Here is a 24455-nt window from a genome sequence, read left to right as displayed (position 1 = left end):
GGCTCCCCCACGAGGTGAGCCGCCGTGCTGACACGACGCGGATGGACCGTCGGGATCGTGGCTGTCGTTCTCGTCGCCGCTGGCCGATTTTTCGGGATCGCTGAACTCATCGTTCTGGCCATCGCGGCCCTCGGACTGCTCACGCTCGCCGCTGTTTGGACCCGAACGCGACGCATTCGCCTGAGGGTGGCGCGCTCGGTGCAACCGGTTCGCGTCCATGCCGGCGGAGTGGCACGAGTCGAGCTCACAGTGACCAATCTCGGCGCCCCGACACCCGTCGTGCAGATGACCGATCCGGTCACGGGAACTCTCGGTGCTCGATTGCTTGTCAGTCCTCTTGGACCGGCGGAGCAGGTGACGGCGTCATACTTGCTCCCGACCGAGCGTCGGGGGCGTCTCGTCATCGGGCCCGCAGAAGTGGCGGTCGCCGATCCGCTTGGAGTGGCCCGTACTTCGATCGGCGTGAGCTCGCCGACGACTCTGGTGGTGTACCCGGCGACGCAGACGCTGGTGCCGCCTCGTCTGTTCCGGGGGCCTGAGCCGCTAGGGATCGCCGCTGACGCACACACGCTGCAGCGCATCGGCGAGGACTTCTACGCGCTACGGGACTACACCGTCGGAGACGACCTCCGACGTATTCACTGGCCATCCACGGCACGTCTGGGGCGACCCATGGTGCGTGAGGACGAGGTTCCTCGACGCAGCCGCGTCACCGTGGTGCTCGACACTCGGAGCTCGTCGTTCGACGACGATCGATTTGAGCTCGCAGTGTCTGCGGCAGCGAGTGTCGTTCTGGCATGCGCAACGCGGCGCGATCCCCTCCGCCTCCTGACAATCGCAGGAGCTGACACGGGCTTCGTGACATCTGGCGAGGGCTTGGCTCAAGTGTTCGATCATCTTGCCGAAGTGACGACATCTGGCCTAGGCTCGATTCGACGGGTCATCGCCGAAGCCACAGCGGCGACATCGGGCGCGGTGGTGGCTGTGCTCTCGGGCGCCCCGTTCGAATTGTCACGGGACTTGGAGATCGTGACGGCTGCAACGCGGGCGTCTTCGACGGTGACCGTCATTCGCGTGTGCCCCGCTGGCGGTGAGATGGGTCGTCCGCAGGGATTCTCGAGCCGGTACGTCGAGATCGCCAGCCTGTCGCAGCTGTCTGGGTCGTGGGCGTGGGCCCAGGCCGAGAGTGTGCGCGCATGACTCGCCAGTCGTTGCGGCTGGCCGAAGTCGCCCTGTGGACACTGACGCTGGTCTCGGTGTTGACCGCCCGGCGGCTGTTCGATTCGTGGGACTACCTGCCGTTGTGGCTCATCCTCGCCGCTGGCGGTCATGCCACCGCAGCGGTCACGCGGCGCCAACGCTGGCCGATGGCGATCGCAGCGACGATCGGGCTGGTGCTGCTCGCGATCTCGGTGAGCCTCGCGCTGTACTCCGACACACTGCTGGCGGGACTGATGCCGACCGCGGCGACGGTCCGGCAAGCCGCAGCCGATATCGCAGCAGCGTGGGATGCCTTCGGAATCGTGGAGGCGCCGACCGCAGCGACGCCGGGCTTCCTGCTGGTCGGAGGCGCAATCATCTGGCTTGGGGCGGTCGCCGCAGATACGGCGGCATTTCGGGGGCGCTTGCTGATCGAGGCAATGCTGCCCAGCCTCATCATGCTGGCGTTCGTGGGCGCTCTGGGCACCGACGGCTGGCGCATCCGCAGCGCGGCGTTCATGGTGGTTGCCTGCGTCGCGTTCGCTGCCGCTCATGGCATCCACCACACGGGCGGTTGGGTGCAGATCGGTCCCGCCAGACGCCGCCGAGTGTCGGTGCCGATGCGAACAGCGCTGCGGTTTGGCGGAATCGTCGCTGTGGGTGCTGCGCTGATCGTCCCATTGCTGCCCGGCACCGACGCGCCGGCGATCATGTCCTGGAAAGACTTCGACGGCACCGCAACCGCGTCCCGTGTCACGATCAGCCCGCTCGTGAACGCGCAAGGGCGGCTGACCGGGGTGTCGGGCGGCGAGCTCTTCCGGGTGCGAGCCGAGCGTCCGGCGTATTGGCGAGTCTCAGGGCTTGGACGCTTCGATGGCACGGTCTGGGGCTCTGAACAGCTGTACAGCGATGCGGCTGAGTTGCTGAGTGCCCCGCCACCGGGCGACTATCTGCGCCAGGAAGTGACCGTCGCCGCCCTCGACAGCATCTGGCTTCCTGCAGCGTTCGAACCGGTGGCCTACGACGGCCCCCATGCGCTGTACGACGCCGAGTCCGGCGCGCTGGTAACCGACCACAGCATGGAGTTGGAGCCCGGATTCTCCTACACCGTCAGTTCCGCCATCCGTGTTCCTTCGGTGGCCGCCCTCGTCTCCGCCACTGATGACGTCCCGTCTGAGATTGCGGAGAACTACCTGGAGTTGCCGGAAGGCTTCAACGAGCGCGTCGTCGAGCTTGCAGCCGAGGTCACCGCCGACGTCTCCGGCCCCTACGCGAAGTCCTTGGCACTGCAGAATTTCTTCTTGGAGAACTTCGCGTATGCGCTTCGGGTTCCGAGCGGTCATGACACTGAGCGCATGGAGCAGTTCCTCTTCGAGGACCGTCGCGGCTACTGCGAGCAGTTCTCGGGTACGTACGCAGCGATGGCGCGCGCTGTGGGCCTCCCGTCCCGGGTCGCCGTGGGCTTCACGCCTGGAGATCTGGTCGACGGCGAGTACATCGTCCGGGGCGAGCACTACCACGCGTGGCCAGAGGTCTGGATCGGAGGCCGATGGGTGTACTTCGAGCCGACACCCGGCCGTGGTGCGCCGGGGGCAGTCGTGTACACCGGTGTCGCGCCCCAGCAAGTCGTGTCCGGAGATCCCGAAGCCGCGGGCGAGGCGGGCTCGGGATTCATCGGAGCCCTCGGTCTCGACGATCTCGAAGGCACATCGGGCAACCTTGAGGGCTTCGTCGACGTGCTCGACACTGAAGGATCCAACCAGGCGACCGGATCGTGGGCCGACTGGGTTGTGATCCCGTTCTACGCCATGGCGGCTGTCGCAGGAGTCTGGCTCATCTCGGTACCGGCCGTGGTGCGACTGCGCAGAGCCCTGCATCATCGGCGCGCGCGCGGCAACCCCAGAGCGACAGTTGAGGCCAGCTGGCACGACGTCGCTGAGCGTCTGTTCGAGATCGGTCTCGATCAGCGCCGAGCGGAAACCCACTCCGAGTTTGCGACGCGCGTCGATCGCCGCCTGAGAATGGACGCTTCCGAGCTCGCGTCCCTGGCTGCGGCCACGCAGGAAGCCTGTTTCGCCGCCGATCCCCCTTCGCCCCAGACCGTGGTCTCAGCGCGCCTCGACGCGCACAGTCTCGAGGCGAGGATCCGATCCGGACGCAGCTACTGGGACCGCGTCGCGACCGCATGTCGTCCCATCGCCCTGACAGCAGGACCACGCTCTCGGCATCGCAACGGAGCGCGGCTGTCCGAGCAATATGTCGGGACTGACGCCGGCTGAGTGTTCCGGGCCCAAGCGGGGATCGCAGTCACAAAGCGACTGGATCGATACTCGTTTGGGGCCTAGTTCTCGTTGTTGCGGAACCTGCGGCGCATCCGGTCGCCGAGCGAGTCGGCGCTGTGGGGCCCTGTTCGCTTCGCGATCGAGTCGGACACCTTCTCGATACCCAGCCGGCCCATCTTGCGAACATTGCGCTCGATCACAACGGCGCTGACGAAGACCACCAGGAATGCACCGAACGAAACTGCGAAATGCACTTGCAGGCCCACGCCGACGCCGACGAGTCCCAAAATGCCGGTCAGCACCGCCCAGCGGATGTTGCGCAGAGCATGACGTGTGAGGGTGGTTTCGGAGACCTCGCGCGCGAACTCAGGGTCGTTGTCGTAAAAGTCCTTCTCGATTTCGAGCAGGATGCGTTGTTCGTCTTCCGAGAGCGGCACGCACAGGCTCCAGACGCTGCTTCTCCGATACTGATGCCAGTGTAGGACCGGACCCGTCACCGTATCCACGCGCGTCGGTGTGAAAGGTCCCACGGACGGGGGGTGTAAATCGTGAAGCCTCTTCCGTACTTCTCGCGTTCACTGCATTTACAGGACATTCGGGCCTTTGCTCGTTGATCAATGACCCCATCGGCGCTCGCCGGGAGCCGCGTCGCGAATGGTGCCGGCGCCCTGCGCAATTGAAGCGCGGCCGAATCTTGCGCGGATTGCATCGAGAGCGTCCGCAATCTGTCGGTCGAGCTCGGTGTCACCCGTCGGCCCTCTTGCCGTATCGGGCTCCTGCCCCGCAGCGACTGAACTCTGCGGCCCCAAGTCGAGCGCAAGCTGCAGTGTCTCCGAAGCTGGTGAGTCTGCACCTGATGCCGATGAACCCGATGGGCGGCCGTCGGTTGCAGCGACGTCGTCGAGGCCCGACACCGAGACGCCGAGGAGTCGTACGCCTGCTGACAGATCAAGCCGTTCGACCAGGCGGTGAGCAACAGCGGCCAACGTACGTGAGGTCTGGAACGGCTCCGACAGCGTCTGTGCCCGCGTCCGCAGCGAGAAATCCGGGTAGCGCACTTTCACCGTCACCGTGCGGCCCCACAAGCCGGCTGCACGCAAGCGCGATGCCACCGCGTCCGCGAGACGAACCGTTTCGCTGCGGATCCGTTGAGAGCCGGCAATATCGAACTCGAAAGTCTCTTCGTGCCCGATGGATTTCGGCGTCCCGCCGCGATGTACCGGCCGGTCGTCGCGGCCCTTCGCAAGTGCGGCGAGGTGGGCGCCGTGTGCAGCTCCGACGGCCGCGACGAGGGTGTCGACGCGAGCCGTGGCGAGATCACCGACCGTGACGACGCCGATCGCTCTCAGACGCTGCAGCGTCACCGGGCCCACTCCCCACAGAGCCTCCACGCGATGCCCCCAAAGGAACGCGAACTGCTCGGCAGCCTCGACCACTCGCACGCCTCGGCCAGGCCGTGGACCGTGAGGGCTGACGATCGGCTTGGCGGCAACTGATGCCAGCTTCGCGAGGGTCTTGGTCGACGCGACACCGACCGAGCAATCCAGTCCGACGATGTCGCGAATGACGCCTCGAATGTGCCAGGCGATCTCCGGAGATGTCCCGAACAACCGGTGCGCCCCGGACACGTCGAGAAATGCCTCATCCAGCGCAATCGGCTCGACGTGCGGCGTCACCGACTCGAATATTTCGGCTATTGCGGCAGACGCTTCGACATAGCCCGAGAAATCGGACGTGACCACGACAGCCGATGGGCACAGTCGCCGGGCCTGTGCGGTGGGCATGGCGGAACGCACGCCTCGAGCGCGCGCTTCGTAGCTCGCGGACGCAACCACGCCGCGCCGGCCCGATCCGCCGACGATGACCGGGCGACCGACAAGGGACGGATCGCGCTGGCGCTCTACTTCGACGTAGAAGGCATCCATGTCGACGTGCAAGATCGAGAGCTCGTCAGCCGACGGAGTGCCGGCGGGCTCGTGCGATTGGCTCGTCATCGACCGCCAGCCCCTCGGTTCGGCTCCCCAAAGTGTGGCCTTGACCGGATCGAGGCCTGTGTCGATATGTCGGGGTCAGTTCCCGGCGGCTGACTTATCGAGGCGTGACCGTGAGCCCGGATCGGTGATCACCCGAGACGGTGTAGCGGAATTCGTGACCCCTCGGCGCGTCTCCGCTCAGGTAAGCGAGCAGTGGCTCACTCAACCACGCGTACTGACCGGTGAGGAGCTCGGAGATTTGCGGTACTGGGACCCAACGGGCATCGAACACGATGCCATCGGGATCGTCGACATCCAATTCGCCAGTCCAGCCACGAGCCTCGTGCACTTCGACGCTCAGGATCCAGCCGGGTCCGTCGCGTCCGTCTGCCTCCACGGTGTACAAGGGCCCGTCCCACGCCGACACCGCCAGACCGGTCTCCTCGGCAACCTCGCGTGTAAGGGCGCCCAGCACCGTCTCTCCCGGGTCAACCACCCCGCCCGGCGTACTCCAATCGGTGCTGCCGTTGCGGCGCCGATTGTTCACCATCAGTACTGCGTCCTCTGCCACGAGGATGCCGCCTGCAACAGCCCATTTGTGCATGTTTTGCGGCACTCAGGCAGTCTGCCACGACCGAACCCGCCGAAACGCAGTTGCGCGGTGGCCCGTACCATTGCCGCGGTGAGCGACGACGGCCGGCAACTGCGCGCGAGCGACAGGGCGTCGCTTGAGCGGTTCGGCGCCCCGATGCTGACGATGGCGCCGACGGCACTGCCCTCGGTGCTCGCCCGGGCTCTCGCATTCGGGGCGATCGTGATCGCCGCGGTATGCGGAGGTCTCGCCGGGTACGCCACCGGCGCGCTGTCGTGCAGCCAAGGCTGTGCGGGCACATCGCTGGCGAGCGCTGCGATCGGTGCGCTCGTCGCCGCTGTCGGCGTTGCCGCGCTTGCCGCACTGGTCCTTCGCTCGATGAGCGAGTGGGCCGACCAGGCATCTGTGTGGGGTCGCCGCCCGAACCGTGTCCCCAAGGATCCAACGAACGACGTCACCTAGACGGCGACACAGCGAGCACCTGCGAAGCTACGGAGTCATACCGAGCATCTGCGAAACGACGGCTACACATTGAGCAACTGCGAGATACCGGAAACACAGTGACGACGAACGTCCTGGTCGTCGAGGACGACGAGCGAATCCGAACGGCCCTGCGGCTGGCCCTCGAGGACGAAGGCTGGCGTGTTTCCGAGGCCGAGTCATGCGAAGAAGCCCTGGAGGGCTTCAGTCCGGACAACACCGACGTCGTCCTCGTCGACATCATGCTTCCCGGACTCGACGGCTTCGACCTGTGCCGGTCCATCCGGCGAACAAGCCATGTGCCGATCATCATGGTTACTGCGCGCGACGACACTCACGACATCGTCGCTGGACTCGAAGCCGGCGCCGACGACTATCTCACGAAGCCGTTCGCGCCAAAGGAGCTTTCGGCTCGCATCAGGGCATTGCTGCGCAGAAGCCGCACCGTGGACGGCAATGACCTGCCGAGACTCATTGGCGACCTCGAGATCTATCCCGACGAAGGGGTCGTGCGAAAGAACGGCGACGAGTTGCATCTGACGAAGACCGAGTTCCGACTGCTCTGCGAACTGTCCGACAATCCTGGCAAGGTCATGAGTCGCGAGCACTTGCTGGAGCGTGTCTGGGGATACGACTACTTCGGCGATGGCCGACTCGTGGACGTGCACATTCGCCGGCTGCGCCTCAAGATCGAGGATGATCCCGCCAGCCCGCGCTACGTCGCCACCGCCCGCGGCATGGGCTACAAGCTGCGAGATTGACATGGCGCTGCGTCGGCTGCGTCGGCCGCGTCCTCTGCGACGGTTGCCGTTGCGCGCACGTGTTGTCGGCGCATTCACTTTGGGGGCGCTGATCGCGGCATCGATGCTCGTGGTGATCACCTACGGGCTGTCAAGAAACTCGATGCTGGGCCTTCGCCAAGAATCTTCCGAAGCACAGTTCTTCGCCAATGCGAAGCAGGTCCAAGGCTCGCTGCGGGCTGAGAGTCCGGACTTCGCCGTCTTGCTCGAGTCGCTGCCGAGCCTGAGCGGCAGCCGCTCCATCGTGCGCACGGGGTCCGACACCTGGAGATCACCGTCGCTGGTGCCCAGCGACCTTCCCGCTGAACTGGTCAACGTCGTGGAGGGCTCGAACCGTGCCTATGCGATGCGGTACCGGCTCGACGGTGTGCCACAGCTCGCGCTCGGTCTTCGCCTGCGTCCCGCTGCGGTTTCACAGCTCAGCGAGACCTTGTACTTCGAGGTCGTCCCGCTGTCCGAGATCGAGGCCACGCTGGGAAGTTTGCGACTGATTCTCGGTCTCGGCGGCGCGCTGACCGTTCTCATCGGTGTCGCCATCGGCGCGTGGGCCGGTGGCCGCCTCCTGCGGCCGCTCGCCAACGTGTCCGACGCCGCCAATTCGATCGCGCACGGACGCTTCGACACGCGTGTCGAACGCAGCGACGATCCGGATCTCGCGGTCATCGTGGAATCGTTCAACGACATGGCCGACGCGATGGAGCGACGCATCGCACGAGATGCACGATTCGCGTCGGACGTGAGCCACGAGCTGCGCTCTCCCCTGCAGACGCTTCGGAGTTCCATCGATTACTTGAACGGTCATCGGGACGAACTCTCGCCCCAGGGTTCCACGGCGCTCGACCTGCTCGCCTCGGAGATCGACCGCTTCGAGCAGCTCGTGCAGGACCTGCTCGAGATCTCGCGGCCCGACGCTCACGGTTCAGTCTTTGAGCGCGGTCTCGTGAACGTCACCGAACTGGTCCAGCACCGAGTCGGCGCGTTGAACAGCAATATCACGCTCGACGTCAGCCCCGCAGCGGCAAACGCTGTGGTGATCGGCGACAAGCGAGGTCTGGCACAGGTGTTCGACAACCTGCTCCGCAATGCCGAAAAGCACGGGGGCGGTGCGACCCGCGTCGAGATCTCGCGCCCGGACAACGCCGTGAGAGTCGCCGTCGAGGACTCCGGGCCTGGAGTCACCCCGTCCGAGCGCGAACTGGTGTTCGAGCGGTTCACGCGCGGCGCCGCAGCGCGCAAGCGAGGCGCCGGCAGCGGCGCGGGTCTGGGGTTGGCTCTCGTGTACGAGCACACGCGGCGCCATGGCGGCTCTGTGCACGTCGAGTCCAGGACCGACGGACGGCGGGGTGCTCGCTTCGTCGTCGAGCTCCCGATCGCGGGGCACCGGTGATGTCGCGGCTGTGGGTTTCACGGCGCTGCGGGGAGGCGCTGCTCGTATGCGTGATTGTGCTCGCCAGCTGCGGGCTGCCGACAGATGTCTCTCCGTCAGCGGTCGAGGTGCCATCCGACATCTTTCCCACCCCTGACGACCAGTCGATCTCGGGAGCCCCATCGGCACCCGACGCATCCCTGCATGCAGTGTTCTTCCTGCGCGACGGTCGCCTCGTGGAACTTCAGCGGCCGCTCGCCGCGCCTGTATTCCTGGATGCGCCGCTCAACGATCTGTTGGCGGGTCCGACACCCGCCGAGGCCGAGACCGGGCTCGAGTCCGCAATACCCGCGGGCACCGAGGTCGTCGACGTCCAGCTGTCTCGAAACAACGTGGTGTCGGTCCATCTGAACTCGGTCTTCTTCGAAGTCGAGGGAGCGCAGCGCATCCGTGCCGTGGCGCAGCTTGTGCTGACCGCCTCGTCACTGGCGCGTGACACCCAGGGAGTTCTCATTTTCCTCGAGGGTGTGGCGCAATCGCTGCCCGACGGGGCCGGAACAATCGCTCAGGTTCGCCTTGGCGAGCGTCCCCGCGCGCTTCGGGTCGAGGACTTCGGCGAGCTGATGCCGCTCAATTCCCAGAGCGCCGCTGCGACCGGCTGAACCAGTGCTCGGATCGCCGCAGAAGCCGCCGATTCCCCAGACGTCCATGCCGCGACCGCGTCGTCGCCCGTAACGCTGCAACGAACATCAACATCGTCGGGAACACCTCGAGCCGCCCGAACAGCATGAGCGCCATCAGGACCGGTCTGGATTCCCGCGGGAATGCCAACGCAGTTGACGTTGGGCCGGCATCGCCCAGTGCCGGGCCCGCATTGCCGATAGCTGACACTGCACCTGAGAAGCCGGTCTCGAGATCGGCTCCGAGCGCGGTCATCATCACACCGCCGGCGATGATCAGTCCGAGGTACAGCAGCACGAAACCCAGCGCCCGCGCTGCGATGTCTTCGGCGACAACGGTGTCTCCGATTCGCATCGGCAGGACGGCATTGGGGTGACGAGCACGGATCACCTCGCGCGCCGCAGAGCGCGTCACCACCTGCAGCCGCAGCACCTTCATGCCTCCGGCCGTCGAGCCGGTCATCCCACCGACCAGCATCAGCACCAACAGCACCAAGTGGGTTGCCGGGGCCCAGAACACCGGATGGGTGTAATCGGCCGTGCCGAACCCGGTGCTCGTCCCCAGCGACACGGCATAGAAGAGCGACTCGCGAACGTTCGTGCCGAAGCTCATGTTCGGCGAATTCAGCCACACCAGCATCAGCAACGCTGCGCCGACCAACCCGAGGTACCAGCGCAATTCCGAGTATCCCCGCAGCATCGAACGAGTACGCATGATCGTGTGCCAGTGCACCGAGAAGTTCGCGGCGCACACCAACATCCCGACAATGAGCACCAGCTCGATCCCAATCGAGTCGAAGTAGGCAATCGAAGCCGAATGCGTGGAGTACCCACCGGTCGCAACCGTCGTGAATGCGTGCGCCACCGCATCGAACAGGCTCATGCCTGCGATCACGAGCGCGATTGCAACGGCCAGCGTCAGCCCGCCGTAGAGCATCCACAAGCGCCTCGCTGTCTCGGCGATGCGTGGCGTGAGGCGGTCCGCAGTCGGGCCGGGTGCTTCGTTCGCGATGAGTTCGAGCCCTCCGACCTTCAGCGCTGGCAGCACGCCGACCGCGAGCACGATGAGACCCATGCCGCCGAACCACTGGATCATGCTCCGGAAGAAGAGAATTCCAGCGGGCACCGCGTCGATGTCCGCGAGGATCGTGGCTCCTGTGCAGGTGAAACCCGAGATCGACTCGAACAGGGCATTGTCCAGCTGGCTCCAAGGAATCACTCCCCCGAGCAGGAACGGCAAGGCGCCGGCAATTGAGACCGCCAGCCAGGCCCACGCCACCGCCGCGAACGCCAGCGGCGAATCTGCGCGAGCCGACACGACCGACCCGCCCATCATCAGGCTGCCTATGGCGGCAGTGAGGCCCGCAGACACCAACAGCGCCAACGTGCCTCCGCCTCCATCCACCCGGGCGACCGCTGCAGACAGCGCCATGCCGACAGCGACAAAGAGCAGCGCCGCACCGCTGACCCGCACCGGAGTCGACTCGATGGGTCCCCCGAGCACGCCAGCCGCAGCCCTCATTACATCCGCATCCCGTACACCTTGCGTCGACCAGGGTTCAAGTTGGCGTCGACGCTTGCATTGAGGCTCATCACACCCGCATCCCGTACACCTTGCGTCGACCAGGGTTCAAGTTGGCGTCGACGCTTGCATTGAGGCTCATCACACCCGCATCCCGTACACCTTGCGTCGACGCCAGGGGCCATGGCGGGCTGCGCTGGCTGCTGGGTAGACCGCGACGGTGAGCGCAACCACCATGGCGGTGACCGACACTCGGCCGAGAAGCATCAACAGGCCCGCGGTCACGCGACCCAGCGAGTCGAGCGCTTCCAGATGTCCGGTTGAGCCTGCGGCACCGAGCGCCGGTCCGACGTTGGACAACATTGACACGGCATACGACAGAGCGTCGACGACACCGAGACCGCTCGCAGCAAGGGCAACCGATGCCGGGATCACGAGCAGCGTGGCCAGGAGCAACTCGCCGATGATGCGGCCCATCGTGGATTCCGAAATCGTCGAACGCCCCAGGTGCAACCGTTCGGCCAATGGCGGATGTACGGCCCTGCGAAGTTCCCGACCGATGTATGACACCAGTGTCAACAGGCGCACGACCTTGAAGCCGCCCGCCACAGAGGCGCTCATGCCGCCGATGAGCATGAGCAGCACCAGCAGTGCTTGGCTGCTCGCGGACAGACCGACGATTGACAGCGTCTCAAAGCCTGTCGTCGAGATGGCAGAAACAGCGGCAAACAGTGCCCCTCGAATCTGATCCGCGCCGAAGTCGCCGTCCGTCCACAAAGCGATCCCCGCAGCCACGAACACGATGATCGTCACGTAGAGCCGGAATTCGTAGCTGCGCACAAATCGAGCCGGATCCCGTCGCCTGATGGCCAAGAACATGAGGGGCAAGCTGACCCCGCCGGCTGCCATCCCGAAGATGGCGACCCACTCCACCGCGCCGGATCCGTAGGCACCTATCGAGCCGGCTTGGGTCGAGAAACCGCCGGTCGACACTGTGGTCAGCGCATGCAAACCGCTCTGCAGCACTGGCATTCCCGCCAACGAATATCCGATCCATGTCGCCACAGTCAGCGCGCCGTAGAGCAGCAGCAGCCGGCCCGTCGTGCCGGCGCTGCGGGGGGCAAGTCGCCGTGCCGAGCGGGTCGCCACTCCTCCGTCGGAATCCAAGCCGCCGACGCCCAAGTGCGGAAGCACGCGGACCAAGACCATGATGAAAGCTGCGGCGCCCAGCCACTGGCCGAATGCCCGCAGTGCCAGCATTCCTGCACCGAGGTTTTGGGGGGGCAGGCTGGTGGTATTGGTGCCGGTGACCGTGGCTGCGGCCTCCGCAAACGCAGTAGCCAACGCTGATGGCGGGACTGCGCCGGTCGCGACATGCGCGACAGCGACCGCTGCGACGGCAGCGAACGCAGCGAGCGCCAAGGCGGTCAGTGTTTGGCGTTCGGTGATGCGCCGTTCAAATCGACACAACCGCAGCAGGCCGAGCGCTACCGCAGCAATGACGAGACCCGCTGCGATCAGTTGGACGGCGTCGGATCCGCGCACACCGCTCGCAGCGACTCGATCGCCCACGAGCCAATCGAATGCGGCACATGCGGCGAATACCGGCAGCGAGCTCGTCAGCACGACGAGGACGGTCACGGCCAACGTCGATTCGTACGGGCCTCGGGCCCAATTTCGCAGTGCCCCATCGGCTGCTCTGGCCGCACGCACCACCAAGCGGCGCAATCTGTCTTTTTGGGGAGCCCGGCGCGCCGGACGAGGTGTCACCGAAAGGCCTGCTTGACCTCGTCCACGCAGTCAGGAGTCACGAAGGCGACTACGTGGTCCCGCGCCCTCAGCTCGCTGCGGCCCCGAGCAATTCGAGCCTTGCCATCACGAACGATCGCTGCAAGCAGCATCTGCCCCGGCAGGTGTAAATCTCGCACCCCGGATCCGTCGGCCCGCGAGCCAGAGCTCACCTCGAATTCGAGCACTTCGACGTTTCCTTCGAGGAACGTGGCCACTGCGGTCACCCCGCCGCGCACCATGCGCAAGACCACGTTGGCGCTGGCGGTTCGCGGCGACAACGCAGCATCGATGCCGACCTGTTCGAGCAACGGCAGCAGCGACAGACGGTGCACGACGGCGATGGTCTCGCTGGCTCCCTCGGACTTGGCGTACAGGCAGGCCAAGACGTTTGCGTCGTCTTCGCCGGTTGCGGCGACAACGGCGTCGAAGCTGCCGATGTCCTCGCGGGCGAGAACATCGATGTCAGTGATGTCGCCGTGCAACACCAAGGCACCCGCGTAGCGCTCGCTCAGCTCGAGGCAACGCTCGTAGCGCGTCTCGATAATGACGACATCGACGTGCCGCTCGATGAGCCGGCCCGCAAGCAGACCGGCTGTGCGACCGCCGCCCAGAATCATCACTCGGCGGAGGTCGGTTCGACTCAGCCCCATGATCTCCATGAGTTCGCGCCGTCCTTGGCGCCGGCAGACCACTCGCAGAAGATCGTTGGGCTCCAGCTCGGCGTCGCGCCGCATCACGCTCATCTCGCCGTCACGCGACAGCGCGCCGAAGATGAAATCCCACTCAGGCTCGTAGTACGCGCCGATCTCGGCCATGGTCTTGCCGACCAGAGGGGCATCCTCGGCGAGACGAGCGCCGACAACGAGCACCTCGCCGTTGGCGAGCTCGTTGACGTCCGAAACGCCGTGATAGAGGAGCAGATCCATGATGGCGTCGGCTGTCTGCTCGTCGGGGTCGAGAACGAGGTCCACGCCGATTGCGGCACGCATCGCCCGGCCTGGGGCCCCGCGGAGATCGCTGTCCTGCAACCGTGCGACTGCCGCCGGCACTCCCTGCTGCTTGGCCTGCATGCACGCCAGCAGGTTCACCTCATCGGAGTTGGTGACTGCGACAACAACTTCTGCTCGATCGAGCCCTGCCTCTGACAGCACCCGCGGATTGGTGCCGCTGCCATTGACCGTCAGGAGATCGAACTCGGATGCGAGTGCATCGAGCCGACCCGAATGGTGGTCAACAACGACGACATCATGGCCCTCGCGGCTGAGGCGTTCGGCGATGTAGCTGCCGACCTCACCGGCTCCGACCACCACAATCCTCACAGCCGGGAACGCTACTGCGGGTCGCGCGAATGGTCCGTCATCGTGCTGAGAACTCCCTGGGCCACACGCCTCGGGGCCAGACTGGTCCCGACAGCGGGAAGGACCGTCATGGGCATTGGAACCCCAGGCCGCCAATGGCAGTAGTCGTAGCGATCGACGCTGGCACGACCGGCGTTCGATCGATGGCTGTCGACGAGTCCGGGACCGAAGTCGGCTACGCGTATCAGGCGTTTGCTCAACACTACCCGGCTCCCGGCTTGGTCGAGCACGATCCCAGCGAGATCTGGGAGACAACGACGGCCACCCTGAACGAGTTGTGCGAAGTGCTTCGGGCGAGCAACGACGGGCGCATGCCGGCGATATCGGCCCTCGGGATCACGAACCAGCGCGAGACCGTGGTGGCGTGGGACCGCCGCAGCGGCCAACCCCTCGCGCCGGCCATTGTGTGGCAGGATGTCCGCACAGCGGCACGTTGTGCCGAACTCGAAGCCGCCGGCTATCAGAACGAAGTTCGACAGCGCACCGGGCTGGTGCTCAGCCCGTACTTCAGCGGCACCAAAGCCGAATGGCTGCTACGCGAGGGTGGAGTCAAGAGGGGTCCCGATCTTGCGCTGGGCACGGTGGACAGTTGGCTGATGTGGAAGCTGAGCGGCGGCACGGCCTTCGCCACGGATGCCACGAACGCCTCACGGACGCTGCTGTACGACATCGTGGCAGGCCAGTGGTCGTCACAGATGTGCAATCTGCTCTCGGTTCCGACCAATGCTCTGCCCGAGGTCAGGCCGTCGTCCGGCCGGTTCTGCCTCACCGCCGACACGACTGCACTCGGTGCCGGCATCGCAGTCAGCGGAGTCGCCGGCGACCAGCAGGCGGCTCTGTTCGGCCAGGCCTGCCATTGCGTCGGCATGGCGAAGAACACCTACGGGACGGGCTCGTTTGTGCTCATGAACGTCGGAGATGTGTGTCCGGAGCCAATCGACGGTCTGCTCACGACCGTTGCGTGGGATCTTGGTGAAGGCCCCACCTACGCGCTCGAGGGCTCGATCTTCGCGACCGGCGCCGCCGTGAGCTGGCTGCGTGACGGACTCGACATGGTCACGAGCCCTTCCGATGCCGAAGCCTTGGCCGTATCAGTGAGCGACAGCGCTGGAGTCGTGATGGTGCCAGCGTTTGCCGGACTTGGGAGCCCGTGGTGGGATCCCGATGCGCGCGCGGCACTCCTGGGTATGACATTCGCCACCCGACCCGCCCATGTGGCACGGGCCACCATCGAGTCGATGGCCCTGCAGACCCGTGACGTCGTCGAAGCGATGTCCGCGGGCACCGGCAGGGCGATCACCGAGTTGAGAATCGACGGTGGCGCAGCCACGAACGATCTGCTGTGCGCGATGCAGGCAGACCATCTCGGTGCGTCCGTGAGCCGCCCCGCGGTTACCGAGACCACGGCGCTCGGAGCAGCGATGCTGGCCGGCCTCGCCGAAGGTGTGTGGTCATCGACGCGCGAGGTCGCCGCCCTGTGGCGGCTCGAGCGCCGGTTCGAGCCATCTGGCGACCGCTCCGTCGCTGACGAGAACCACGCACAATGGCGTCGCGCTCTCGCGCTGACCCGTGGATGGGCATCCGGGTCGGCAGTCCCGACAAGCGAGGGTTAGGGCACCCCGCTGAGTTCGCTGAGTGCCGCGCGCAGCTGGCTCGTGGCTTGGCGGATCCGGTGCTCGTTCTCAACGAGCGCGAATCGCACGTGACCCTCGCCTCCGGGACCGAACCCCACCCCGGCGAAAGTGCCACGTTCGCCTCGTTCACGAGGTGTTTGCAGAATTCCACTGAGCCCATGTGTCGGTACGGCTCGGGGATCTTTGCCCAGGCGAACATCGTCCCCCGCGGCGGGGGTATGTCCCAGCCGGCGCGAAACAGGCCGCGCACAAGCACATCTCGCCGGTTCTGGTAGGTGTCGCGTACTTCTGCGGGAAAGTCCTGATCTTCGTTCATCACGACCGTCGCGGCGATCTGGATTGGCTGGAACGTGCCGTAGTCCAAGTAGCTCTTCAGCTTCGCAAGCGCTGCTATGGCTTCGGCGTTGCCGACACAGAATGCAACTCGCCAGCCAGCCATCGAAAAGGACTTCGTCAAGCTGTAGAACTCGACCGCGACGTCCTTGGCTCCCTGCGCCTGCAAGATCGACGGCGGCTCGTAGCCGTCGAAGCCGATATCGGCATAGGCGAAGTCGTGCACGAGCAAGATCTCGCGCTCACGGGCGAAATCCACGATGCGCTGCATGAACTCCAGATCCACACATGCCGTGGTCGGGTTGTGCGGAAACGAGAGCACGATGACCCGCGGACGGGGCCACGAGTACTCGAAGCGTTCCACCAATCGGTCAAAGAACGTGTCCCCGGTGTCCAAGGGCACCTCTCGAACGTTCGCCCCCGTAAACAGCGGACCGAAGATGTGGATCGGATACGACGGCGCCGGCACCACGCACGCGTCACCGGGCGCCAGCAGCGTCCACATGAGGTGCGAGAAACCCTCCTTGGCGCCGATGGTGTTGATGACCTCGGTGTCGCCGTCAAGTTCCACTCCCCACTTTCGGCGGTAAAGCTCCGCGAGCGCGACGCGGAGCTGGGGAATCCCGCGGCTTGCCGAGTACCGGTGGTTGCGCGAGTTGAGCGCAGCTTCGGCCAGCTTCTTCACGGCTCGCTCCGGAGAAGCAATATCCGGATTGCCGAAGCCGAGATCGATGACGTCGGCCCCTGCGCGGCGTCGCTCGATCTTCAACGTATCGATGATCGTGAAGACGTATGGAGGCAAACCCCGATGCGGCGGAACTCCACAGCGTCGATCCCTGTTCGCCGATGGTCGTCTACTGGCCAGCGCCCAGGAACTCGGCGGGCGCGCCGCCGCCCGCTTCGAGACGGGCAGCGAAGTCGGCCAATGCCGTGTGGGCGATCCGACGTTCTGCGCGGCGCTTGACGAAGCCTGGCATCGGCACCGCCAACTCCAACGCGAGCTGATACCGGACTTCGGTACGATCCGGCTCGGTACCGGGATTGAACTCGTACATACCGTCGAGATGTTTGATGATGTCGCCTTCTACGAGCCGCCAGGCGATGCGGTGCGGTGCCGCGCTGTGGTCGTACGCCAGCGTGTAAGTCGCCGAGCGTCCGAGCGCAGCTACCCGGAACGAAGCCCGGGCCACACGGCCTTCGTCATCACGCTCGAGCACGGTGGCCGATTCGATGTCTGTCGCCCATTCGGGGTAACGCTCGATGTCAGACACCACCGCGTGGCATGCCTCAGGTGCGGCAGCCACGACCGTCGTCATCGTCATCTCATCGATCATCGTTGCGTCCCTGGTTTCGCGCTGCGCCCATTCTCTCAAGCTGAAGCGTCGTCACGTGTCATTGTCTCAGGCCATTGTCTCAGGCCAGTGCCGCTTCGAGGCGTTGTGCGAGATGGTCATAAGAGAAGCGGCGCTCTGACGTCGAGCGTGCCGCCGCTCCCATGTCGGCCCGGCGCCGGGGATCGGACAGCAGTTCGTCAAGCCCGGCGGCGACTTCGGCGACATCTGCCGGCCGCTCCACCACGATGCCGGTCGTTCCGTGCGCGACGGCCTCGTGGCTGCCCCCCGAGCGCCCTGCCACCGAGGCAATCCCGCACGCTGCAGCTTCGACGAACACGATGCCAAAGCCCTCTTGCTCCAATCCCGCCCAGCGACTGCGGCAGGGAGCGGCGAACACGTCCGCCATACCCAACGCCCGGGGCACGTCGTCGCCGCTGACACGTCCGAGAAACGAAGCCGGTGCCGCGTATCTGCGTGCCAAGCGTTCAAGCCGCTGCCGGTCACGGCCCTCTCCCACGACAGCCAGCTGCAACCCTTGATGTCGCTCGGCGAGGAGCGCGGTCGCCTCGATGACGATGTCGAATCCTTTGCGCGGCACGAGCCGGCTGAGACTCACCACCAGCGGACCGGGCCCGAGGCCGAAGCACGCCCGTGCGTCGCGCCGGCTCGATTCGTCCAGGGGTACGAATCGACTCGTGTCGACGCCCGGCGGAATTTCGAGCACCGGCAGCTCGACAGATGCGCATCGCGACGCTTCGCCGGCTGCGTAGCCACCGGCGGACACGACGAGCGACGCGGACCGCAGTACTCGAGCTAGCGCCGCAGACAGCCCGGGAAGCCGTGCGGGAACGGTCACCTCAGCTCCGTGCAGCACCACGCCGTAGGGCATGCCAAGTCGCGGACCAATCGCGCCGAGCGGCAACGCCGGGTCCAACAGGACGATCTCGGCTCCCACTTCTCCTGCAAGGGCTCGGACGTGCCCTGCCAGTCGTGCATGCGGCAGCAGGAAGGGTTCACGCGTCCGCACGATCCGCATCGGCTGGGACGCATCGAATGGCGCCGCAGCGCGATGAGGCGTCGTGAGCACGGTGGTGGCATCGGGCGGCAGGCGCCGCCAAAGTTCCCAGAGGTAGTTCTGAATGCCGCCGATCTTGGGCGGGAAGTCATTCGTGACGAGCAGATGCGGCCGCATCAGACGGCTCCGCTTCGCCGTGGCACGCGACGCAAGAGCTCTGCTGCCACCAACCCGTCGGGATCATTGTCGCCGAGGCCGTCATCCTCCGCGTCCGCCACCAGATCGTCGTGGCCGAGACGACGAGCCGCCCACACGGCATGCGCCGCTACCACTGCCGAGGTCGATGCCAGTGCCTGGCGCAGCACGCGTTCCACATCGGGCGCGTCTCGGTCGGCCACGTTTCCGAGCACGACAAGAGCGTTGCGTCGCAGGTACTCGGGACGCCTGCGAGGGATGTACCAATGGCCGAACGTCGCCATGAGCTGCTCATCTGACATTTGGAGCAAGCCGATGACGTCGACGCACGGGGCTCGCGACGCTGCGGCACGGTCACGGAGTTGCACGGGCTGACGGCTTGCGTCAGCCGTCGGGCCCAGCGCCTCGTTGTACGGACAAACGACCTGACAGTCATCGCAGCCGTACAGACGATCTCCGAGCGCGACACGAAATTCAGCCGGGAACGAACCCGTCGCCTGAAGCATCCATGCCAGGCAGCGATTTGCGTCGAGGACTCCAGCGACGTCGAGCGCGCCGGTGGGGCAGGCGACACTGCAGCGACGGCACGATCCGCAGCCGTCCGGCTGCGGTGCTCCGGCGACAGGCAGCACCGCGGTCGTCACCACTGCGCCGAGCACCGTCCACGAGCCGAGCTCGTCGGACAGCAGCATTGTGTTGCGGCCCAGCCAGCCCAGCCCAGCACGCGCTGCGGCGGCGCGATCCACCAGACGGTTGTCGTCCGACACGGCGACGGCAGCACAGCCACGATTCCGCAGGACCTCGCAAATCCGCTCCAGACCAGCCGCCAACGCGCCGTACGCATCCTCGGCGACGTATGCGGCCACGGTCCCCCCAGTACTTTCGGGCGTTGTGGTCCCATGACTGTTCAAATCGGGGTGCGTCGAGCCGGGGGGCGCCGAATCGGGGGGCGTTTGGACACCGCGGTACTTGCGCGCGCACACCACGATGCTCCGTGCACCGTCGAGGATTCGGCTCGGTTCAGTCGAACGTTCCGGCCGGCCGTAGGTGAACCACATCCCGGCGTGAAGTCCAGCGGCTTTGCGCTCGAGGATGGCCGTACGTGCTGGCAGGAACGGCGCCGCATCTGTGACGCCGACAGCATCGATGCCTGCATTGGTTGCGGCTTCGTGCACGAGGGCCATCAGCTCGTCATCGGCGGCGTGTTGCCCTCCGAGGCGTGTCGGTGATGCTGCGCCCATCGATGCAGTGTGCCGTGCTCGGCCCACAGGCGGGAATCAAGTGGTTTCGTGGCGGCGGCCCGGAGCTCACCTGTGCTCTTATGCTGGACGTAGGCGGCCCCACAGCGGCAATGACATGTTCGAAGACCACGTAGACGTCTGGGTTGGCCGCCAATACGGCCCGTACCAGATCACAGAGGTACTCGGCCGCGGCACGGTGGCGCACGCCTACCGTGCGACCACGCTGCGTGGTGACGAGGTCGGCCTCAAGGTGTTGACGGCGTTCGCCGAGGCTCGGGCGGAGGTTCGTTCCCTTTTCGAGCAGGAATACGAATTGATGGCCCGCCTGGACCATTCCAATGTGCTTGCGGTGTACAACGCCGGAGTGATCGGCGGTACCCACTACATGGAAATGGAGATCGTCGAAGGCGACACGCTCGCCGATCGGTTCGGGAGCCGGCACCCGCCGACCTTGGCCGAGGGAATCTCCGCAGTCCAGCAGATCTGCGCCGCGCTGGATCACGTGCACGAGCGTCGGATCGTCCACCGAGACGTCAAGCCTTCGAACATCATGCTGGGGCCGCACCCAGACGGCAGTGAGCGTGCTGTGCTCTTCGACTTCGGCCTCGCGCACGATGTCGACGGTCCGCCCTCACCACCGGGCCGGGTATACGGCTCGCCGATGTACCTCTCCCCCGAACAGGCCATGGCTGGTGCAGTTGACGCGCGCACAGACATGTATGGCCTCGGCGTGACGCTGTATGTCGTGGCCGTCGGTTCAGCGCCGTTCTACGGCGAGAGGAACGATCTGCTCCACGCGCACGTCCGCACGATGCCGCCGGATCCAGCCGAGCGAGGCGTGTCTGCCGAGCTCTCGAAGATCATTCTCACGGCAATGGCAAAGTCACCCGAAGACCGTTTCACCAGCGGCGCCGATCTCGCTGCCGCGCTCGCCGCTGTCGAGATCCCCGCCCAGGACAGCGAGCGCCGACGTGGATTGCTCCGCCGGCTGGCAGGCCGGGCATAGACACCTCGGCTGGCAGGCCGGGCAAAGACACCTCGGCTGGCAGGCCGGTGACCTTCAGGTATGGCCGTGGCGGTAACGCTCCACGAGCTCGACCTCGTCGGTCCCGTACACGAGCGTCGTCTGCGGTGGACCCTCGTCGAATGCGACGATCGCCATCACACGCCGATCTCCCGGGCGCACGGCAATCACCGTTCCGCAGCGACCGACCAATTCGTCGCGTCGTTCGTCGCCGGTAGCGGACAGGCGTACGACGTCGCCGACACCGAACGGCAGCGCAAGTCCGACGACCATGACCCTGAAGCAACCGAGCCTTTCGCTAACCGGCTGCTGCCGCGAGCTCAGTCGTCAGCGTGACGGCAGCTTCGAGTTGTGCCGCAGCACGTCCGTCGGCAACGGCGGCACGCGCTATCTCGAATCCGTCTCCGAGGTTTTCGGCATGACCCGCCACGACCAGCCCGGCACCGGCGTTCAACTGCACGATCTCAGCGCGGGGCCCGGTCTCGTCACCCGCCACAATCGCCCGAAAGATGTCGGCGTTGTCCTGGGGCCCGCCGCCCCACAGGGCGGCGCGATTGACGCGTTCGAGACCGATCGAGGATGGGTCAAACTGGTACTCGTCGGTGATTTCGCCGTCGCGTACGTCGTAGATACGAGTGAGATCGGTGAGGGTGATCTCGTCGAGGCGGTCGGCGCCGTGCACGATCAGCGATCGTTCCGAGCCGCGTGCCGCGAGCACGCCAGCGACGCGTGGTGCCATGACTGGGTCGCTGACACCCAGCACCAGCCGCTTGACACGAGCTGGATTCGCGAGCGGCCCCAGAAAATTGAACGTCGTGGGAACTCCCAACTCGCTGCGCACCGGTCCCGCGAATCGCATGGCCGGATGAAACTTCTTCGCAAATGCGAAGCCCAGGCCGATCTCAGAGAGGCAACGCTCCACAGCCGGCCCGTCGAGATCGACTGCCAGACCGAGCGCGGCGAGTGTGTCGAATGACCCTGAGCTTGACGTCGCAGCCACCGAGCCGTGCTTGCAGACCACCGCTCCCGCGGCTGACGCCACGAACGCGGCCATCGTGGACACACTGAGTGCGTGCTGCTGGCGACCCGGCGCACCGCCGCTTCCGACGATGTCGATTGCTCGGGGCGGCGCCGTCAACGGCATTGCCGCATCGAGCATGGCGTCGACGAGACCGGTGAGCTCGGGCACTGACCCGCCCTTCATGCCGAGCGCGATGATGAACCCTGCCAACTGGGCATCGGTGGCCTGTTCGCGAAGAATGCTGCCGAGTGCGGCACGGGCAACTTCGGGGCTGAGGTCGATGCCCGCCACCAGATCGGTCAGGACGGCCTTCCAGCCTCCGAACAGCGCGAGGTGCTCCTCACCGCCGCCAACTGAGTCCGATGGTTCGCCGGCCGTGTGTGATGGAGTTGCGGTCACGAGCCGAGACTAGTGCTGTGTCCGTAAACGTTCGTCGGGTTGGTGTCGGCGTGGCGGGGTGTGGTTTGTGGTTTGGTCGGGGGTATGAGTGAGCGTGTTCGGGTCTGTCGGTTGGCCCGTGAACAAGGCCGGGCGTTGCGGCGGTTCGTGCGTCGCGGTGCCGGCAAGTCGTCGGGGTCTTATGTGCGGTGGCGGTGTGGGGTGGTGGTCCTTGCGTCGGCGGGCGGGAACTCGGTGGCGGTGGTCGCGCAGTTGGCGGCGGCGTCGCCTGACCGGGTGCGCGAGATGGTCCACAGGTTCGACGAGTCGGGGATGGCGTTGTTGGACCCTTTGTGGGCGGGTGGCTGTGGTCGCCGTATCACGACTGGCGATGATGCGTTCATCGTGGAGACGGCCCGCACCCGCCCAAAGAAGCTGGGCCAGCCGTTCACGCGGTGCAGCGTCCGCAAGCTGGCGGCGTGTCTGGCGGACAACCCGACCCGGGTGGTGCGCGTCGGTCGGCAGCGGCTGCACGGGATCCTCTCCGAGTCATCCGCGCCCGGCGCCCTGACGGCGGCTGGGTCTATGTGATCCTGGACGACCTGTCCGCCCACAACCGCACCGACATCGCCAGATGGGCCAAGCGCAACAAAGTCGAGCTGTGCTTCACACCGACCTACAGCTCATGGGCGAACCCCATCGAAGCGCACTTCGGGCCGCTGCGCGAATTCGTGCTCAACAACTCCGACCACCCCGACCACACCGTGCTCACCCGCGCGCTGCACGCCTGCCTGCGCTGGCGCAACGCCAACAAACGCTCACCCGAACCGCTCGCAGCCCAACGACGCGAACGAGCCAGAACCCGCGCCGAAAAACAACACCGCTGGGGCAGACCCACCAAAGCAGCCGCATGACCAAAGCGCGCAAACGTTTACGGACACAGCACTAGCCCTCCACGATCGCCGGGTTGATGATGGTGCCGCAGTCGTGAAACACGATGAAATCCTCGATGGCCACTTCGCCGGTGCTGATCCGCACGCTGACAATCCCGATGTGCGTGCCGTTCGACCAGCCCGCAGCCGAATTGACCCTGCCGGCGCCATCGCGCTCGTGCGCCACGTTCGCCGGCTGGAAATAGCCAGACATCTCCAGGCCGGCTTCCATGCCGTCGGGCAGGTCCACCGTGCGGACCCAGGCTGCGGTGGCCACGGCTTCCCCATGAGCCCAAGCCGTACGGAGAGCGCTCGGTGTCGCCCAGCACGACGGTGACGCCCTCCGGCGAGACGCCCAGCGCATCGGCCGCGAGCTGCGCGGCCGCGGTCTCTGCGCCCTGGCCGATCGCGCTGCGCCCGGCTGCGATCCGCACCGAGCCGTCAGGGTCGACCCTCACCGTGGCCGCGTCGCCGCCCGCCCAGTGGCCGGTCGTGAGGAAGCAGCTCGGCGAGGTCGGCTCTATGCAGTTGGCGTAGCCGACACCGACTCGCACATCGGGATCGTCGGCGTGGGCTGATCGCGCCCGTGTCAGCGCTGGTGCGGCCACCTCCAAAGCCCGCTCGAAGCACTCGGCGTGCGCGCCGGAGTCGACGCGCCCGCCGCCGTGCATGACATAGGGCAACTGCGCGGGACGCAGCAGCATCCTGCGGCGCAGCTCCACTCGGTCGGTACCTGTATGCCGGGCCACCCGGTCGATGATGCGTTCCATCACGAACGTGCTCTCGGGAACTCCAAAGCCGCGGTAGGCGCCTGACGGAATCTTGTCGGTCACCGCCGCGACGGTGCGCGTCGCCACGTTGGCGAGGTCATTGCTCCCGCTCAGGCAGACGTTGGTGACAAAGACCGGTGATACGCCGGGAATGACGATCTCACCCGAGCCGAGATCGAGGGTGGACATGCAACGCACGGCTCGGATCGTGCCGTCATCGTCGTAGGCGAGAGCCACGTCGTGGCGCTGCTCGCGGGCGTGCACTGACGCCACGAGGTTCTCCATGCGGTCCTCGATCCAACGGACGGGCTGGCCGAGCGTGAGGGAGATCCAAGGAACCACCATGTCCTCGGGATAGATGTGGGTCTTGACGCCGAAGCCGCCACCGATGGCGGGATGGACCACCCGCACCTTCGCCTCGGCCATCCCGAGCGCCAATGCGATCGTGGTGCGCATGATGTGGGGGCTCTGGGTGGAAGACCACGCCGTGAGCATTCCGTCGGCAGCGGCTCAAACTCCGCTCCGGCGGCCACG

20 protein-coding genes and 2 pseudogenes are annotated in these 24455 nt (G+C 66.0%); 9 read left to right on the top strand and 13 right to left on the bottom strand.

The features are described 5' to 3' along the window. Positions 1-24 precede the first annotated feature (24 nt). Both ACQY5K_RS01525 and ACQY5K_RS01520 read left to right on the top strand, forming a co-directional pair. Complete coding sequence (locus ACQY5K_RS01525) at positions 25-1200, top strand: DUF58 domain-containing protein (protein WP_428119431.1); 1176 nt, start codon at positions 25-27, stop codon at positions 1198-1200. Next, positions 1197-3479: a transglutaminaseTgpA domain-containing protein gene (locus tag ACQY5K_RS01520; protein WP_428119429.1), complete on the top strand. Its 2283-nt coding sequence runs from the start codon at positions 1197-1199 to the stop codon at positions 3477-3479. The genes ACQY5K_RS01525 and ACQY5K_RS01520 overlap by 4 nt, the downstream gene beginning before the upstream one ends. 62 nt (positions 3480-3541) lie before the next feature. Here ACQY5K_RS01520 and ACQY5K_RS01515 read toward each other — a convergent pair whose 3' ends face one another. The 3 genes from ACQY5K_RS01515 to ACQY5K_RS01505 form a co-directional block, all read right to left on the bottom strand. Continuing rightward, the gene (locus tag ACQY5K_RS01515; RefSeq protein WP_419923156.1) at positions 3542-3919 is read right to left on the bottom strand and encodes a DUF3040 domain-containing protein; all 378 of its coding nucleotides are present in this window, start codon (positions 3917-3919) and stop codon (positions 3542-3544) included. Between the two features lie 177 nt (positions 3920-4096). Further along, a complete protein-coding gene (gene dinB / locus ACQY5K_RS01510; protein ID WP_428119427.1) occupies positions 4097-5476 on the bottom strand; it encodes a DNA polymerase IV in 1380 nt (459 codons plus the stop codon). A 94-nt stretch (positions 5477-5570) separates the two neighbouring features. Beyond that, positions 5571-6071 carry an NUDIX hydrolase gene (locus tag ACQY5K_RS01505; protein WP_428119425.1) on the bottom strand — a complete coding sequence of 167 codons (501 nt, stop codon included), beginning with the start codon at positions 6069-6071 and terminating at the stop codon, positions 5571-5573. Between the two features lie 66 nt (positions 6072-6137). On the opposite strand from ACQY5K_RS01505, the gene ACQY5K_RS01500 reads away from it, so the two are divergent. From ACQY5K_RS01500 to ACQY5K_RS01485, 4 genes are all read left to right on the top strand, one after another. Further along, positions 6138-6509 (top strand): hypothetical protein, encoded by a 372-nt coding sequence (locus tag ACQY5K_RS01500; RefSeq protein ID WP_428119423.1) that lies wholly within the window; start codon positions 6138-6140, stop codon positions 6507-6509. A 98-nt stretch (positions 6510-6607) separates the two neighbouring features. Beyond that, positions 6608-7288: a response regulator gene (locus tag ACQY5K_RS01495; RefSeq protein WP_428119421.1), complete on the top strand. Its 681-nt coding sequence runs from the start codon at positions 6608-6610 to the stop codon at positions 7286-7288. 49 nt (positions 7289-7337) lie between these two features. Further along, complete coding sequence (locus tag ACQY5K_RS01490) at positions 7338-8714, top strand: sensor histidine kinase (protein ID WP_428119419.1); 1377 nt, start codon at positions 7338-7340, stop codon at positions 8712-8714. Then, entirely contained in the window at positions 8714-9355 is a 642-nt protein-coding gene (locus ACQY5K_RS01485; protein WP_428122815.1) for a GerMN domain-containing protein, read from the top strand. Before ACQY5K_RS01490 ends, ACQY5K_RS01485 begins: the two co-directional genes overlap by 1 nt. Here the strand turns inward: ACQY5K_RS01485 and ACQY5K_RS01480 are convergent. The 3 genes from ACQY5K_RS01480 to trkA form a co-directional block, all read right to left on the bottom strand. Further along, on the bottom strand, positions 9324-10895 hold the full coding sequence (locus tag ACQY5K_RS01480; protein WP_428119417.1) for a TrkH family potassium uptake protein: 1572 nt from the start codon (positions 10893-10895) through the stop codon (positions 9324-9326). The genes ACQY5K_RS01485 and ACQY5K_RS01480 overlap by 32 nt on opposite strands. 141 nt (positions 10896-11036) lie before the next feature. After that, positions 11037-12521, bottom strand: a complete 1485-nt coding sequence (locus ACQY5K_RS01475) for a TrkH family potassium uptake protein (protein ID WP_428119415.1) — start codon at positions 12519-12521, stop codon at positions 11037-11039. Between the two features lie 140 nt (positions 12522-12661). After that, the gene (gene trkA, locus ACQY5K_RS01470) at positions 12662-14005 is read right to left on the bottom strand and encodes a Trk system potassium transporter TrkA (RefSeq protein WP_428119413.1); all 1344 of its coding nucleotides are present in this window, start codon (positions 14003-14005) and stop codon (positions 12662-12664) included. A 134-nt stretch (positions 14006-14139) separates the two neighbouring features. Here trkA and glpK point away from each other — a divergent pair, with 134 nt between their 5' ends. Continuing rightward, positions 14140-15657 carry a glycerol kinase GlpK gene (glpK, locus tag ACQY5K_RS01465; protein ID WP_428122813.1) on the top strand — a complete coding sequence of 506 codons (1518 nt, stop codon included), beginning with the start codon at positions 14140-14142 and terminating at the stop codon, positions 15655-15657. Between the two features lie 178 nt (positions 15658-15835). Here the strand turns inward: glpK and ACQY5K_RS01460 are convergent. From ACQY5K_RS01460 to queG, 4 genes and pseudogenes are all read right to left on the bottom strand, one after another. Then, a pseudogene (locus ACQY5K_RS01460) lies at positions 15836-16696 on the bottom strand (aminotransferase class I/II-fold pyridoxal phosphate-dependent enzyme); the annotation flags it as partial. Between the two features lie 169 nt (positions 16697-16865). Next, positions 16866-17345, bottom strand: a complete 480-nt coding sequence (locus ACQY5K_RS01455; RefSeq protein ID WP_428119411.1) for an SRPBCC family protein — start codon at positions 17343-17345, stop codon at positions 16866-16868. Positions 17346-17424: 79 nt separating this feature from the next. Beyond that, on the bottom strand, positions 17425-18537 hold the full coding sequence (locus tag ACQY5K_RS01450; protein WP_428119409.1) for a glycosyltransferase family 4 protein: 1113 nt from the start codon (positions 18535-18537) through the stop codon (positions 17425-17427). Further along, positions 18537-19796 carry a tRNA epoxyqueuosine(34) reductase QueG gene (gene queG / locus ACQY5K_RS01445; protein ID WP_428119407.1) on the bottom strand — a complete coding sequence of 420 codons (1260 nt, stop codon included), beginning with the start codon at positions 19794-19796 and terminating at the stop codon, positions 18537-18539. The genes ACQY5K_RS01450 and queG overlap by 1 nt, the downstream gene beginning before the upstream one ends. Positions 19797-19911: 115 nt before the next feature. Between queG and ACQY5K_RS01440 the strand changes: the two genes are divergently transcribed. Continuing rightward, positions 19912-20802, top strand: a complete 891-nt coding sequence (locus tag ACQY5K_RS01440) for a serine/threonine-protein kinase (RefSeq protein WP_428119405.1) — start codon at positions 19912-19914, stop codon at positions 20800-20802. 54 nt (positions 20803-20856) lie between these two features. Here the strand turns inward: ACQY5K_RS01440 and ACQY5K_RS01435 are convergent, their stop codons facing one another. Both ACQY5K_RS01435 and trpD read right to left on the bottom strand, forming a co-directional pair. Next, positions 20857-21093 carry a hypothetical protein gene (locus ACQY5K_RS01435; protein WP_428119403.1) on the bottom strand — a complete coding sequence of 79 codons (237 nt, stop codon included), beginning with the start codon at positions 21091-21093 and terminating at the stop codon, positions 20857-20859. A 25-nt stretch (positions 21094-21118) separates the two neighbouring features. After that, positions 21119-22240 (bottom strand): anthranilate phosphoribosyltransferase, encoded by a 1122-nt coding sequence (trpD, locus tag ACQY5K_RS01430; RefSeq protein ID WP_428119401.1) that lies wholly within the window; start codon positions 22238-22240, stop codon positions 21119-21121. A gap of 84 nt (positions 22241-22324) precedes the next feature. Here trpD and ACQY5K_RS01425 point away from each other — a divergent pair. Then, a pseudogene (locus ACQY5K_RS01425) lies at positions 22325-23133 on the top strand (transposase). Positions 23134-23150: 17 nt separating this feature from the next. On the opposite strand, the gene ACQY5K_RS01420 reads toward ACQY5K_RS01425, so the two are convergent. After that, complete coding sequence (locus ACQY5K_RS01420) at positions 23151-24416, bottom strand: xanthine dehydrogenase family protein molybdopterin-binding subunit (RefSeq protein ID WP_428119399.1); 1266 nt, start codon at positions 24414-24416, stop codon at positions 23151-23153. Positions 24417-24455 lie beyond the last annotated feature (39 nt).

It is taken from the genome of Candidatus Poriferisodalis sp., assembly GCF_965262965.1.
In the GTDB taxonomy this organism is placed as follows: Bacteria; Actinomycetota; Acidimicrobiia; order Acidimicrobiales; family Poriferisodalaceae; genus Poriferisodalis.
Note: the sequence above shows the minus strand (reverse complement) of the source record. Positions and strands in the feature narration are given on the sequence as shown.

Excerpts from the sequence above, each read along its gene's own strand:
- ACQY5K_RS01520 (WP_428119429.1), top strand. The coding sequence starts at position 1,197 with ATGACTCGCCAGTCGTTGCGGCTGGCCGAAGTCGCCCTGTGGACACTG.
- dinB (WP_428119427.1), bottom strand. The coding sequence starts at position 5,476 with ATGACGAGCCAATCGCACGAGCCCGCCGGCACTCCGTCGGCTGACGAG.
- ACQY5K_RS01485 (WP_428122815.1), top strand. The coding sequence starts at position 8,714 with ATGTCGCGGCTGTGGGTTTCACGGCGCTGCGGGGAGGCGCTGCTCGTA.
- ACQY5K_RS01480 (WP_428119417.1), bottom strand. The coding sequence starts at position 10,895 with ATGAGGGCTGCGGCTGGCGTGCTCGGGGGACCCATCGAGTCGACTCCG.
- glpK (WP_428122813.1), top strand. The coding sequence starts at position 14,140 with ATGGCAGTAGTCGTAGCGATCGACGCTGGCACGACCGGCGTTCGATCG.
- ACQY5K_RS01455 (WP_428119411.1), bottom strand. The coding sequence starts at position 17,345 with ATGATCGATGAGATGACGATGACGACGGTCGTGGCTGCCGCACCTGAG.
- ACQY5K_RS01450 (WP_428119409.1), bottom strand. The coding sequence starts at position 18,537 with ATGCGGCCGCATCTGCTCGTCACGAATGACTTCCCGCCCAAGATCGGC.
- queG (WP_428119407.1), bottom strand. The coding sequence starts at position 19,796 with ATGGGCGCAGCATCACCGACACGCCTCGGAGGGCAACACGCCGCCGAT.
- ACQY5K_RS01440 (WP_428119405.1), top strand. The coding sequence starts at position 19,912 with ATGTTCGAAGACCACGTAGACGTCTGGGTTGGCCGCCAATACGGCCCG.
- ACQY5K_RS01435 (WP_428119403.1), bottom strand. The coding sequence starts at position 21,093 with ATGGTCGTCGGACTTGCGCTGCCGTTCGGTGTCGGCGACGTCGTACGC.
- ACQY5K_RS01420 (WP_428119399.1), bottom strand. The coding sequence starts at position 24,416 with ATGCTCACGGCGTGGTCTTCCACCCAGAGCCCCCACATCATGCGCACC.